This is a genomic window from Avibacterium sp. 21-595 (assembly GCF_023611905.1).
Taxonomy (GTDB): domain Bacteria; phylum Pseudomonadota; class Gammaproteobacteria; order Enterobacterales; family Pasteurellaceae; genus Avibacterium.
In genome coordinates this window covers 175,873-189,382 of record NZ_CP091455.1, presented here as the reverse complement: position 1 = coordinate 189,382, position 13,510 = coordinate 175,873, and the positions used below count along the sequence as shown (strand labels likewise).

The following is a 13,510-nucleotide window of genomic DNA, read 5'->3' as shown; positions in this document are numbered from 1 at the left end:
TATGTCTGGAGAAAAGTCTAAAAAATCAGGAGAAATTGGTGAGGTGATTGCTTCTGAATTATTAAAAAAAATTGGTTGGAAACACCAGATACAGAATATTTCTATTGAATGTAACGATGGTAATCATAAAAATAAATCTGATAATCAAAAAAGAAGCCATGGTGATGATATTGTTTATCTTTATCATAATCCGTTCCATGATGACACTACAACAGTTTGTCATATTTCTGTTAAACACAGTTTGGGTGGTTATCCTAAATCAGAGCAACAAATTAGAAAAAATTTTAATCCTTATATTAAGGAGCTTGAACAAATTATCCAATGTGCACGCTATAATACAGAAGTGAATTCTTTTATAGAGGCTTTTGACGCAAAGGTTAATATAAAACACATTGGGGTTTTAATTTGGTTGCATAATGATAAAGATAGCCTAGATAGAAATATTTTACCTGCTATTGCAAAATCAAAACCAGACTTAGAAGAAGATATTCCTTATTATATTATAGATAGTAGTAGAGCAAGTTTTTTGCTAGATATTATTAATGATTTAATTCAAAAATCAAATGGTGGAACGTATGAATTTTATTATCCTAGAATAGGGACTTCAATTTTAATTGATACAAGTAGACATGGTCAGTTTTTGCCAATAGAGTTGATTGCATCAGATATTATTACCGCTATTATTACTATTGGAGATAAAAAGCAGTTTTATTTGTACAGTAGAGAAGGATTTGGTGAAGAAACTTGTAGAAATATGATGGCTTATGCATTAGATTTTTCTGCAGGATTGGTTGGTGAAATATGTATAGGATTTCCTGATTTTAATTCAACCAAGGATAAAGATATCGTTACGAGAGCCAGATTATCTTTTAAAGATAGAAGTGAAGATATTAGACTATTTTCTTATCATCAGACAATTTTAGATTTATTTTAGGAGTGGTCATGAGTGGAAATATTGATTTAAAAGGATTGATTCCGTCTGGAAATGAACTCCGAATACTCCTCAATAGCCGACATATCTCAGATGGAGAAATAAATACCCTTTTAAAAGAAAAAGGTGTTTTTTGTGGAAGTGGAGAGAAAATTATTTCTGTACCACTACTTTCTGCTATGCTATTAACATCGGATGAATATGGGAAATTAATAGATGATTCTATTTCTAGAAGTTTAAAACCTAAAAATAAACTTTCTAGCCTATCATTAATGAGTGAAGGTGTTGATATAATAAAACCTATAAAAAATTTATTTTCTCCTTCCCCTAACTTCTCAGAGAATATACCTAATATAGAATTTATTAAAAAACCAAATCCAGTATTCGAAGGCAATACTATAATAATTAAATATGAAATAAAAAGAAATGATTTTAGTAAGGATTTTTTAAATAGAGAGCTTAATTTTTCTGCAGAAATTATTATAGAAAATAAAGGAAGTGAGCTTGCATTAGATATTGCTTCCACTCATACATCGTATGAAACAGAGCTGATTAATCGAAGAATTTTAGATGCTATTACAGGGATGCTAAAAAAGAACAATATTATTCAGTTTGAACAAGAGGAAAAAATTACTTTTGATGCCTTTGAGGATATAGAAAGAGTAAAATTTTTTAAAAGATTAACTGCAGGATATGGAAAGTTCCTAGAGTTGGATAATGTTCATGAAATAGTGATCAGCAGAGAGGCTTCAAACTCCCCATTGCCCCAAGATCCAGAAGTATCATGGATGAATGATACTGTAACATCTGTAACCATAGATGGTAAGAAGCTACATAGTATTTTTCTTATATCGAATGAAAAATACTATGAATATTATTTTATCGATAGTATGACTTTGACTTATAAATATACAAGTAGTGCCAATTCTGGAACAGTAAAAGTAAGTTTTTTCTTCAGTTCTCCATCAAAGAAAAGATCTTCTTTTGATAAAAACTTAGAACTAACATTTGAGGTAATTAATACAAAATATGACAATAAGACTACAGTTCAGTCTAGAATAGAAATCGAAAAAGATATATTAAAAAATATTAGATCCTTGGTTAAGGAGCAATATAAGACAATTATGGAAGAGCGTAGTTAATTATTTAGAGTTTATGACAGTAATTATGCTTGTATAGATATCAATCTTTTGGATTGAAAATATATAGTTTAAAAATGAAATCAAATATTAATGCTAGCTATAAGGACCCCTATGCTACACCTCCAAAAACTTACGCAAAAACTGCAAGAAATTTTTCAAACCGACCGTGCGGATTTAGATTTTGGTATTTACCGAATTTTAAACAGCCGCAGGGATAAGATTAATAAATATCTCACGTCCACTTTGCCGAAAAAAGTGGAAGAAGCCTTTAAAGCCGTCAATCAAGATGCCATTACAAGCTTAGAGCATGAACTTGGCGAGGCGGTTAAACAGGCGAAAGCCTTAGGTGTTGATGCCGATACCTTGCCCAAGGTTCAGGAAATCCAAGATAAACTTGCCCAGATGAAAACAAGTGGCAGCGGCAGCGGCAGCGAAGCGATGGTTTTTTCGCATTTGTTTACGTTTTTTAGCCGTTATTATGAAGAGGGTGATTTTATCAGCCAGCGTCGTTACAAGGGCGAGACCTATGCCATTCCTTATAATGGTGAAGAAGTGATGCTGCATTGGGCAAACAAGGATCAGTATTACACCAAATCGGGGGAGAACTTCAGCAATTACCGCTTTAAGCTTGATGATGGGCGTGAGGTTTTCTTCCGTCTGATGGCGGCGGATACTGCCAAAGACAACCGCAAAGACAGCAATGCCAAGAGGCTTTTTTCCCTTGTTGAGCTAAGAGAGGTTGAACGCTATGACGACGTGGGCGAGGTCTACGAGGAACGCTTAATCCCTATCAAGGAAGAGGGTGATCGGTTAGAGATTTTCTTTGAATATGTGCTCAAAGATAAGGCAGATAAGCAAGAAAAAGAAAATGAACGCACGCTAGAGCAGCTGCACATGCTTATCCCTGCATCGTGGCAGGCGGTATGGCAAGAGGCACCGACAGAGAAAAATCCAAAACGCACGTTGCTTGAAAAGCATTTAAACGACTATACGCAAAAAAACAGTGCCGATTATTTTATTCATAAGGACTTGGGCAGTTTTTTACGCCGAGAGCTTGATTTTTATATCAAAAATGAGGTGCTGCATTTAGATAATATCCAGCATGCCGAGCATTTTGACCAAATAAAAAACAGCCTGCGTCAGATTCAGGTGCTGCGTACCATCGCCCATGATTTAATTGACTTTTTGGCACAGATTGAAGATTTTCAAAAATCTTTGTGGCTTAAGAAAAAATTTGTTGCCCAAACGCATTATTTGATTACGCTTGACCGTATACCAAAGGCATTGTTGCCTGAAACCCTTGCTAATGAAAAGCAGCTTGATGATTGGAAAAAACTCTTTAATTTCAATTACTTATAATTTGCGACGGGGGGGGGTAATACCTGCTTAGATTCTGCCAATCTTGTTGCCCAAGAGCCTTATTTGGTGGTGGATACCTCGCTTTATCCGCCAGCTTATCAGCAAAAATTGCTTAGCCTGATGTCAGAGGCTGTTGATTTGGACGATAGCATCAATGGCGTACTCATTCATTCGGATAATTTCCAAGCCTTAAATCTTTTGCAGGCTCGCTACCGTGAGCAGGTGAAATGTATCTATATTGATCCGCCTTATAATACTAGTGCATCTGAAATTATTTATAAAAATGGATATAAACACTCGTCATGGCTTTCATTAGTTGATAATAGATTATTCTTAAGTAAAAACTTATTGGCTGATGATGGTATTTTATGTGGAACTATTGATGATTTAGAACAAAAGGTCTTTTGTCAATTATTGGAACAAAATTTTCCCTATTTAGCGGGAGTGGTTGCGATAAGAATAAAACCCTCTGGCAGACCTATTCCAAATGGTTTTGCTCTTTCTCACGAATATGCAGTTTTTGTAAAGAAAATGGAAGCGACATCGATTTCAAGACTTTCCCATAGTGAAGAGCAAAAAGCACGGTATCGAGAAAATGATGAAAAGGGAGCTTTTTTTTGGGAAATGTTTCGCAAAGCAGGCTCGAATTCAAGCCGTGAGAATAGACCGACTATGTTTTATCCATTTTTCTTAAATGAAAAAACAGGGGTTTTGAGGCTACCTGAAATGGAATTTGATGCGGAAAAAAATGAATATTTGATTTATGATAAAGAGGGTGATGAGGAAATATCCATATATCCTATAAAAGATGATGGCAAAGAAGGTCGTTGGTATTTTGGTTTAGATAGGGCATTAGAGATTGTTGATGAGTTTCGTGCTACAAAAAAAGATGATGGAAAATACTATATCTATTATCGAAGAAGGCCAAATGAAGGTGTGCAACCCACAACACATTGGTCGGATTCAAAATATTCTGCTACAGAGCACGGAACGGCTTTATTAAAGAATATATTCGGCACTCAAGAAGTTTTTTCTTATCCAAAATCTATTTATGCAGTGGAAGATTGTTTGCTGGTTTCTGGTGCAAAAGAAACAACCGCTCTTATCCTCGACTACTTCGCAGGTTCTGGCACCACTGCTCATGCGGTCATTAACTTAAACCGTGAAGATGGCGGTAACCGCAAATATATGCTTGTGGAGCAAGGCGAATATTTTGACACTGTGCTAAAACCTCGTGTGCAAAAGGTGATTTACAGCAAAGAGTGGAAAAATGGTAAGCCTGTTCTTGGTGAACAAAAAAGCGATTTATCTAATGACTCGGGTGAAAATCCACGTCATGGCGTATCGCAAATGGTTAAGGTGTTAAAGCTTGAAAGCTATGAGGATACGCTCAATAACCTTGAGCTTAAAGGGCAGATGGATCTTGCGTTAGATTTGCCCAAACAGGTGCAGGAGGATTATTTGCTACGCTATATGCTGGCAGAGGAGAGCAAAAGCTCACAGCTTAGCGTGCATGATTTTCAAAAGCCGTTTGACTATGAACTCAATATCGCAAGCGATAGTGCTGGGGCTTATGTGCCGACCAAGATTGATTTGATTGAGACCTTTAATTATCTCTTGGGACTGCGGGTGCAGCGGGTAACAGATGATCGGGAAAAACGTGGTTATGTGCTGGTTGAAGGCAGGCTCAATGATGAATCTTGCCTGATTGTGTGGCGGGACTGCACCCGTGTGGGCTATCAAGAAATTGTCCATGTATTTGATCAGTTTAATATTCATCCAAATAGTGAGCAATATGATGTGGTGTATTTAAATGGCGATCATGATTCATGATATGGCAAGCGTTTGGGAAAATAATGATGGCACAGAAAGCCGTTTGAAACTGCGTGCTATTGAGCCTGAATTTTTGCGTTTGATGTTTGCGGAGTAAGACGATGGCTGCGAAAAAAATGGCTAAAAATTCGGCAAAAAATCACCGCTCTTTTCATGATGAATTGGTGCTTAACCGCTTTATCTTATCTTACTTGGGGCTGGGCGATTTTGCAGCTTTGCAAAAAATCTTAAGCGATGAACGGCTTATCGGCATCAATCAAGAGGGGCAGACGTATTTTTTTGAAGCCTTAAGCCAGGCGGGTTTGTCAGCGGTTATCGATGAGGACAGCTTACGCCGTTATGATGGCAATATTGTCAGACATTGGCAAAAGGTTACCAAAGAGCGTAATAAAAAAAGCGGACATGCGCTTCAAATGAAGTATTTTCAGTATTTATCGCTTCTTTTTACAGAAATTTATCTTGATGGCTATTTTCATCAAAGAAAGCAGATGCTTTTGGGTTTAAATGCTTTGCTTAATGAGCATCAAGAGTTGGGCTTTTTTCCTTATGATGAAGATGATTTAAATAAAATCGCTTTTTGGAATGCCACAGGTTCGGGTAAAACGTTGCTGATGCACGTCAATATTTTGCAATATCAGGATTATTGCACGGATAAGATTGATCAGATTATTGTGCTTACGCCCAATGAGGGGTTAAGTCATCAGCATAATCAAGAGCTGATGCAGTCAGGTTTTTTTCCGCTGATTTTTGGTAAAAATCAGGGCAATATGCTTAAGGCACCTAACGAGGTGCTGATTATTGATATTAATAAACTTGCTGATAAGACGGGTGAAAAAACCGTTGCGGTGGAGAGCTTTGCGGGGCGAAATCTGGTTTTGGTGGACAAGGGGCATCGCGGTGCCTCTGGCGATTCTTGGTTAAGACTGCGGGAGAGCTTAATCAGTGCGGGCTTTTCGTTTGAGTATTCGGCAACCTTTGGTCAGGCGGTCGCCAAGAGCAAAACACTTGCCCAAGAGATAGAGGCTTGGCAAAAAAATCAGGCGGGCAGTCTTTTTGGTAAAAAAAGCTTAAAAGGCTTAAGCGATGATGATTTGGCACGGCTAACGCCCGATGCGTTGACGTTGCAGGAGGAGATTAAACCACGTGCTTTGCGGGAGGTGTATGCCAAAGCGGTGTTGTTTGATTATTCTTATAAATATTTTTATGCCGATGGTTATGGCAAAGAAAGTCAAATTTTAAATCTGCGTGATGAGGATTATGAGCGGCATAGCAACAGCTATCTGATTGCCTGTTTGCTGAGTTTTTATCAGCAGTGCTATCTTTATGAGCGTCATAAAAAAGCATTAAGCCCGTTTTTGCTTGAAAAACCCTTGTGGATTTTTGTCGGCAATACGGTTTCTCATGAAGACAGCGATATTTTGGTCATCGTGCAGTTTTTGGCGTATTTCTTGGGGCAGCCTGAAGCGGTTAAACGCCACTTGCACAGCCTGCTAAGCGATACAGCAGAATTGACCGACCCTCATGGCAACAATATTTTTCTTGGGCAATTTATTCCCCTTATGCACTATTTGGGCAAAGAGGCGGATCTGTATCAGGATATTTTGCAAAAGGTATTTAACACGGCCATTGATGGACGTTTACAGCTCACACGGTTAAAAAATGCGGACGGTGAGTTTGCCTTGTCGGTAGGCAGCGGTGAGGCTTTTGGCGTGATTAATATCGGCGATACGAAAAAATTTGCCAATTTGCTTGAGCAAGAAAAAACCATCGATGTGCTGGATAATGATTTTACCGCCTCGTTATTTAGAAAGATTAACCAACCAGACAGTCCAATCAGCTTGCTTATCGGTGCCAAAAAATTTACGGAAGGCTGGTCAAGCTGGCGGGTCTCTACCATGGGGCTGCTCAATATCGGCAAAAACGAAGGCAGCCAAATTATTCAGCTGTTTGGGCGTGGCGTGCGTCTAAAAGGGCAGAATTTCTCACTCAAACGGACGCAAGAGAGCGAACGCCCAAAAGATGTTTTTTTGGAAAAACTTGAAACCTTAAACATCTTTGGTATCCGTGCAGGCTATATGGAAACCTTTAAAAACTACCTAAAAACAGAGGGGATTACGCCCAAAGATGAAATGCTTACGCTTGATTTTCGAGTGCGTTCCAATTTACCGGAAAAACGCCTAAAAACCTTGCAGCTAAAAAATGGCTATAAAGATAACCAAAGCATGGGCTTTAAACGGCAAGAAAAAGGCTTTAGCTTCTTTTTGCTGCCTGAAAAATATCAGGGCAAGATTAAGCCTATTGTGGTTGAGCTTGATTTGTATCCCAAGATTGAAGTGCAGCGAAGTAAAGAAAAAATCATGAGCCTTGATAAACGTCAGCAGCATTGGCTTGATACGGCTTTATTTTCTTTATTTGACTGGGAGGAAATCTATCTTGCGTTATGGGAAGAAAAATGGCTGCGTTCATGGTGGAATCTCCGCCTAGAAAAAGAGCATATCCAATCTTTTGCCAGCAAAAATGATTGGTATAAACTGTATTGTCCGCCTGATTTTTTAATCATCAATAGCTTTAGTGATATTAAAAAGCAACAAGAGATATTGATTGACCTGCTTTCTTTATATATGAAGCGTTTTTATCAAACTTTAAAAGCCGCTTATGAAGGGCAGTTTTATGAGGCGGTATGGGTGGATAAAGACAACCCGTCATTGCAAAACAGCTACCAATTTACCATTGAAAATACCGATGAAGGCAGAGGCTATTATGACAAACTGATGGCACTTAAAGTCATTATAGAAAAAGGTACTTTAAAAGAAGCACTGAATTGGCAGGCGGCAAGCATCACCGCCATCTGCTTTGAGCCGCATCTGTACTATCCCATCATGACACTTGCCAATAAAGAAGATTTACCGCTCACCATGAAGCCAATGGACATGAATGAGATGAGCGAAATCCGTTTTGTTCAAGACCTACAGGCAGCGGCAAATTCAGGCAAGCTTAAAAGCTGGATTGGTGATAAATCACTGTATCTTTTACGCAATGCGGCAAATAAGAATAAAGGGCTAGGATTTGCTTTGGCGGGCAATTTTTATCCCGACTTTTTGCTTTGGTTAACCGATGGCGCGTCCGATAAGCAGTGGTTGAGTTTTATTGATCCTAAAGGCATTTTGCATATGGGAATAAATCATCCTAAATTTGGCCTAGCGGAGGAAGTCAAAAAACTGCAAAAAGATAATGCCATTGATATGAATCTTAATGCCTTTATTCTTTCTATCACCAAAAAAGAAGAGCTGCCTCATCAATATGATGAAGAAGCGTATCGCAAAAGAAATATCTTGTTTATGCAAGAGCAAGATTACTTGCAAACCCTGTTTGCCAAAATGCTGGAAACAGAGGTTTGATAAATAACCTCAAAAGGCTGCCTGAAAACCTCACTTACATTTTTCAGGCAGCCTTTTACATTAATACCACCTCACCGTAAATTCCCCTTAAAACGGAATCTTTTCCCCATCTTCTGGCACGGCAACCCAATCTTTTAACCCAGATTTTTGCACAAAGGCACGCATTGCTTGACGGCTCACCGCACCGTGATTGACTGCATCCATATGCACGGCAATGATTTTTGCCTTGGGCATGGCCTGATGGGCGTGGGCGACATCTTCCTTGCCCATAATAATGCCTTCATTAAAGCCATTGACCCTTGCCGACCCCGTATTCATCACCAAAACATCGGGCTTATATTTGATGAGCGCCTTATTGACATCAGCCGTCCAGAGCGTATCGCCCATGATATAAAGCGTCTTACGGTCTTTGGCACGCAGCACCACGCCCATCGCATCGCCCAGCAATTGCCCAAGCGGTGCGACCGCATACATCTCTTTGGTGCCATGTGCACCGCCTGTTTTGTGCAGGCTGACATCGCCAATTTTCAAGGTCTCGTTTAACACCCGCACATCATTAAATCCCTGTTCACGAATCAGTTTCGCATCATCTTGATTTTGCACGATAATCGGCAAATCTTTGGGCAGATATTTTTGTGCTGCCTCGTCCCAATGGTCAAGGTGGGTATGGGTAACCACAACTGCCGTTACCCCTTGCCAAGCCTCATTCATCGGCATCGGCAGTTCGGTTAGAGGGTTACGCAGCTGACTGTTTAGCGTGTTGGCAAAGCCTTCATACGCCCCTTTTTTGGCAAGCATCGGGTCAATCAAAAACGTCTGTCCCGCATAGCTGACTTTCGCGGTGGCGTTGCGGATATGCTGATAGCTGTCGCTGGCGTAAGCCTGAACGCTCAATAACGCCCCCAAAAGGGCAGTGGCAAGTAAAGTTTTGGTACGCATCGTGATTCCTTAAATCGATTGCCCATGCTTGAAAATTAAAGCATTAGGCGGTGAAAAATCATCAAAATGGCAGGTGAAATGCCATCTTTTTCAAGAACGAGCATTATCCATCTTCTTGAAAAACAAAAATATTGACCAATCTTTCAAAAACCGAAAGAATTGGCTCAAAAAGTGAGAAAAAAATGACCGCACCGATTGTTGCCCTGCTGCTGTATCCTGATTTTAACCCCTTTCAATTTGCCATACCGCACCGTGTTTTTTCGCTCAATGTTGATGATAAGCCACTGTTTCATCTGAAAATTGTTGCAGAAAATCCCGACTGCTGTTATGGAGAAAACGACATTTATGTGCCTGCTGACGGCGATTTACGCCTGCTTGAGCAGGCCGATATGGTGATTGCCTTTGGCTGGCAGCCTGAAAAAATGCCCAGCGATGCCTTAAAACAGGCACTTATCCGAGCCAATCAACGTGGGGCTTTGGTTGCAGGGCTTTGTTACGGTGCTTATTTGTTGGCGTACAGCGGACTGCTAAACGGCAAAGAGGCGACCACTCATTGGCTGGGTGAAGCGGATTTTGCCAAGCGTTTTCCTGCCGTTAAACTGAGTATTGAAGCCATCTACATTGAGCAAGGCAGCCCGATGACCTCTGCTGGCACGGCAACCGCCCTTGACTGCTGTCTTGCCATCATTCGCAGAACGTACGGGGTAAAAATCGCCAACCAAATCGCCCGCATACTGGTGGTTTCACCGCACCGCGAAGGCGGACAGGCACAATTTATCGAGCAACCCATCGCCCGCCTAAGCCCAAGCGAAAACATGAGCGAACTGCTGGCACAAATGCAGCAAAACCTCAAGCAAGATTACCGTATTGACACACTGGCAAAGCGTCTGAATATGAGCCGAAGCACCTTTACCCGCCATTTTCGCCAAGCCACAGGTGTGTCTTTGACCGAGTGGCTGATTGCCCAGCGTCTTCAGCGTGGACGGGAGCTGTTAGAAAGTACGGATTTGGGCATTGAACACATTGCAAGCGAAATCGGCTTTCACTCTGCCACCGCCTTTCGCCAGCATTTTAGAAAAAAGCACCGCGTAAGCCCGAGAGCGTGGCGGAGGGGGTTGGGAGGGGAAATGCCACCCGAGTTAGTAGATGGCTACCGCATTGGAAAATACATCTGCTTAACTTTTAGGCTACCTAAAAAACCTATCTTTTTCAGGCAGCCTGAAAGCCACAGATTGTCCCTTTTATTTAAATGACTATAATATTTTGTTGTCAAATTTTGACTTCGCAAATGCCGTTTTCGGGGATTTTTGCATGCTCCACTAATCTGTTCATAATGGCAAAGCTACCCACCGCAGCAGTGAGATTGCCACAGTTGCCTAACCAGGCTATCACAGACTTGTCAATGGCGACCTGCCCAAATAGATAATTGACATCGTGGTCGGCGACATCGAATTTGGATAAAATCACCACTTTTGACGTGCTTGATGAGCCATTACCCAGCCCATCAATCTGCTTACCGTAAGGGTCGGGGCTACCGACCACACGCAGTAAAAAGTTATCACGGGCAGCACCCGCCACTTGGCAAGACTCTGGCAAGTCGGTGAGTTTAAAAAATGTGCACTTTTAAAGTGCCACCACTCATATAGGTAGCTGAAGTTGGGGGTTACATTTTTGGGTTACTCCTTAACTTTTGTCTATGACAGACTTAAAGAATTCATCATATTTTGTATTTCCGATACAGATGATAAATAAATTTTCAATAGAACGAGTTATCCCTGTATAAACAATCTCGGCAATATCATCTGCATTAACAATTACAAATACATTTTTTAATTCCAAGCCTTTAAAACTATGAATAGTTGAAAATTTGACTAAGCCAGAATTTATATGAAAATGTTCTTTTTTAATCTTTCTTAAATTCCCAATTCTAGACTTTTTCTCTTTTTCTTGTAATTTTTTGTCAGGCATTTTTTCAATTGATTTTTCAATTTTTTGAATATCAGATAAAGTCTCAAAAGTAGTTGTTGTTTTCTCATAATAAGAAAACTGACTTTCTATTTGCTGTAGTATATTGATTTTTGATGCCAATACACAAGTATCATTTTGGATTAATTTGTTGCTAACAATTATTTCCCTAATGCAATTGCAAGCACCATCTATAGAATTAATATTTTTATAAACAACAGTTTCATAACTAACATCAAGGGTTCCTTGCTTTGGCTCTGTATGTTCATAATTTTCTTCTTTATATTCTCTTAGGAATTCTTCTTTAAATTTAGAAAAAATATCAATTAACTTTAAGCAAGAACGGTAAGACTTATTTAGTTTTTGCCATTTGCCAAATCCGTGTACCAATGAGCTTTCCCTAGCTCCAACATCTCGTTTATAAATATTTTGAGTTTGGTCGCCAAAAATAACCATCTCTCCATTTTCTAACAAAAAACTATCTCTGACTATTTTTATCCATTCTGGTTCATAATCTTGAATTTCATCAATTAAAATTACTTCATATTTTTCAGTATTTTGTAAAAAAATGTTTTTTCTAAATTGGTGTTCATTAACTTGTCCATTGTCAAGCATTGTTTGGATATGTATACATAAATTATTGGCTTGTGCTATATAAAAACGATGATAATTGGTTATTTCAAATATATCTCGCTCTATTTTATTAAATTTATATTCATTAACTTTTCTTAAGATATTATAAACTCTATATCTGATGTACGGCTTCAAAGCATTGTTGTAAGTTAAAATTAAAATACTATTTGCATTTGTTCTTTTAATGGCATTAACGGCTCGGTGTATTAAAACTTCAGTTTTTCCACAACCTGCTACACCTTTAATCTTTTGCAATCCTGCATTGCTTTGAGCAAGTTTTTCTTGCTTTTTATCCAAATCAATCACTTTTCCTTGCTCTAAAATAAATTTAGAAGGAGGTAATCTTCGCTTAAATTCATCATATATATCATCAGTAAATAATGGGTGATCTCTTCTTTCTTTAACTCTCTTGATAATATTATCTAAATTTTCTTGGAATATTGCTAAGTGTTTATCTCTTCGTTGTTTGTTTCTATAATATTCTATTTTATCCATAGGGAAATTTACATTTATTTTTTTTATTATAATCTGAAGCATATTGATTAAATGTGTCATTATTTTTCTCATAGAAACTATCAAAAATATGCTTATTTGCACAATGAAAATAAACAAAAACATCAATTACATTATAAAAATTATGATTAAATACTCTGCTAATTCCCAATAATGGTATATGAATATCAAAAAAATTTTTCTTATAAGTAAAGACTTGCTCAAATGGAGATTTTATAACCTTATAACCAATATCTGAATTAAAATACCATTTATTAAATAAGTCTATTTTGTATTTTTTGTTATTAATCTCCCAATCTTTAACTTCAATTACAAAAACACCAACATTTTTCTTTAAAATAACAAAATCTGGTCTATCCCCATCTAAAAATGGATTGAAAAATATTTCAAAGGAATTATCTAAATTATTTTTTAAATAATTTAATAAATACCATTCACCATCAGTGGGTTTCACAACCCATTTTTTAATATTTTCTATATTTGGATATATGATAGCCATTTTTATTCCTTAACCCTTAATATCAATAATTGACAGACAAAAACTTTATCTATCAACTATAACACATACCAATCAAGTATCCCCCAAAAACTCCCCGCAAATTGCTGTAACACTCCCCCAACTTGATAAGTCTTAACTTCAGCGTCGCTATCAAGTCGGCAAGTTACAGGCACTTCCACTTTCTCGCCACTAACACGTTCAATGACGAACATCACCTCGCCACGCGGGGTTAACTCACCAACCACGCCATAGATTTCTGTGCCATCTAGCCCAAGTGTATGGCGGTTTACCCCTGCTT

10 protein-coding genes and 1 pseudogene are annotated in these 13,510 nt (G+C 38.5%); 6 read left to right on the top strand and 5 right to left on the bottom strand.

The features are described 5' to 3' along the window. The first annotated feature begins 1 nt into the window (after position 1). The 5 genes from gapS4a to L4F92_RS00785 all read left to right on the top strand — a co-directional run bounded on the left by gapS4a (position 2) and on the right by L4F92_RS00785 (position 8,663). Positions 2–934 (top strand): GapS4a family protein, encoded by a 933-nt coding sequence (gene gapS4a, locus L4F92_RS00805; protein ID WP_250363863.1) that lies wholly within the window; start codon positions 2–4, stop codon positions 932–934. An 8-nt stretch (positions 935–942) separates the two neighbouring features. Next, positions 943–2,073, top strand: a complete 1,131-nt coding sequence (gene gapS4b, locus L4F92_RS00800; RefSeq protein WP_250363862.1) for a GapS4b family protein — start codon at positions 943–945, stop codon at positions 2,071–2,073. Positions 2,074–2,184: 111 nt separating this feature from the next. Further along, on the top strand, positions 2,185–3,432 hold the full coding sequence (locus L4F92_RS00795) for a restriction endonuclease subunit M (RefSeq protein ID WP_250363861.1): 1,248 nt from the start codon (positions 2,185–2,187) through the stop codon (positions 3,430–3,432). A 69-nt stretch (positions 3,433–3,501) separates the two neighbouring features. Then, complete coding sequence (locus L4F92_RS00790) at positions 3,502–5,265, top strand: site-specific DNA-methyltransferase (protein ID WP_250363860.1); 1,764 nt, start codon at positions 3,502–3,504, stop codon at positions 5,263–5,265. 101 nt (positions 5,266–5,366) lie between these two features. Beyond that, positions 5,367–8,663, top strand: coding sequence for a DEAD/DEAH box helicase family protein (locus L4F92_RS00785; RefSeq protein WP_250363859.1), 3,297 nt, complete (start codon positions 5,367–5,369; stop codon positions 8,661–8,663). An 87-nt stretch (positions 8,664–8,750) separates the two neighbouring features. On the opposite strand, the gene L4F92_RS00780 is transcribed toward L4F92_RS00785, so the two are convergent. Then, the gene (locus L4F92_RS00780; RefSeq protein WP_250363858.1) at positions 8,751–9,602 is read right to left on the bottom strand and encodes an MBL fold metallo-hydrolase; all 852 of its coding nucleotides are present in this window, start codon (positions 9,600–9,602) and stop codon (positions 8,751–8,753) included. A gap of 182 nt (positions 9,603–9,784) precedes the next feature. Between L4F92_RS00780 and L4F92_RS00775 the strand changes: the two genes are divergently transcribed. After that, the gene (locus L4F92_RS00775) at positions 9,785–10,855 is read left to right on the top strand and encodes a GlxA family transcriptional regulator (protein ID WP_250363857.1); all 1,071 of its coding nucleotides are present in this window, start codon (positions 9,785–9,787) and stop codon (positions 10,853–10,855) included. 16 nt (positions 10,856–10,871) lie between these two features. On the opposite strand, the pseudogene L4F92_RS00770 reads toward L4F92_RS00775, so the two are convergent. The 4 genes and pseudogenes from L4F92_RS00770 to L4F92_RS00755 all read right to left on the bottom strand — a co-directional run. Further along, positions 10,872–11,213: pseudogene (locus L4F92_RS00770) on the bottom strand (PrpF domain-containing protein); the annotation flags it as partial. 72 nt (positions 11,214–11,285) lie between these two features. Next, a complete protein-coding gene (locus L4F92_RS00765; RefSeq protein ID WP_250363855.1) occupies positions 11,286–12,755 on the bottom strand; it encodes a UvrD-helicase domain-containing protein in 1,470 nt (489 codons plus the stop codon). Beyond that, positions 12,688–13,212 (bottom strand): nuclease-related domain-containing protein, encoded by a 525-nt coding sequence (locus L4F92_RS00760; protein ID WP_250363854.1) that lies wholly within the window; start codon positions 13,210–13,212, stop codon positions 12,688–12,690. The genes L4F92_RS00765 and L4F92_RS00760 overlap by 68 nt, the downstream gene beginning before the upstream one ends. A gap of 56 nt (positions 13,213–13,268) precedes the next feature. Next, positions 13,269–13,424 carry a hypothetical protein gene (locus L4F92_RS00755; RefSeq protein WP_250363853.1) on the bottom strand — a complete coding sequence of 52 codons (156 nt, stop codon included), beginning with the start codon at positions 13,422–13,424 and terminating at the stop codon, positions 13,269–13,271. Positions 13,425–13,510 lie beyond the last annotated feature (86 nt).

Bases quoted from the DNA above. Each gene is read 5' to 3' on its own strand.
- L4F92_RS00795 (WP_250363861.1), top strand. From the start codon at position 2,185: ATGCTACACCTCCAAAAACTTACGCAAAAACTGCAAGAAATTTTTCAA.
- gapS4b (WP_250363862.1), top strand. From the start codon at position 943: ATGAGTGGAAATATTGATTTAAAAGGATTGATTCCGTCTGGAAATGAA.
- L4F92_RS00760 (WP_250363854.1), bottom strand. From the start codon at position 13,212: ATGGCTATCATATATCCAAATATAGAAAATATTAAAAAATGGGTTGTG.
- L4F92_RS00785 (WP_250363859.1), top strand. From the start codon at position 5,367: ATGGCTGCGAAAAAAATGGCTAAAAATTCGGCAAAAAATCACCGCTCT.
- L4F92_RS00780 (WP_250363858.1), bottom strand. From the start codon at position 9,602: ATGCGTACCAAAACTTTACTTGCCACTGCCCTTTTGGGGGCGTTATTG.
- L4F92_RS00775 (WP_250363857.1), top strand. From the start codon at position 9,785: ATGACCGCACCGATTGTTGCCCTGCTGCTGTATCCTGATTTTAACCCC.
- L4F92_RS00755 (WP_250363853.1), bottom strand. From the start codon at position 13,424: ATGTTCGTCATTGAACGTGTTAGTGGCGAGAAAGTGGAAGTGCCTGTA.
- L4F92_RS00765 (WP_250363855.1), bottom strand. From the start codon at position 12,755: ATGACACATTTAATCAATATGCTTCAGATTATAATAAAAAAAATAAAT.
- gapS4a (WP_250363863.1), top strand. From the start codon at position 2: ATGTCTGGAGAAAAGTCTAAAAAATCAGGAGAAATTGGTGAGGTGATT.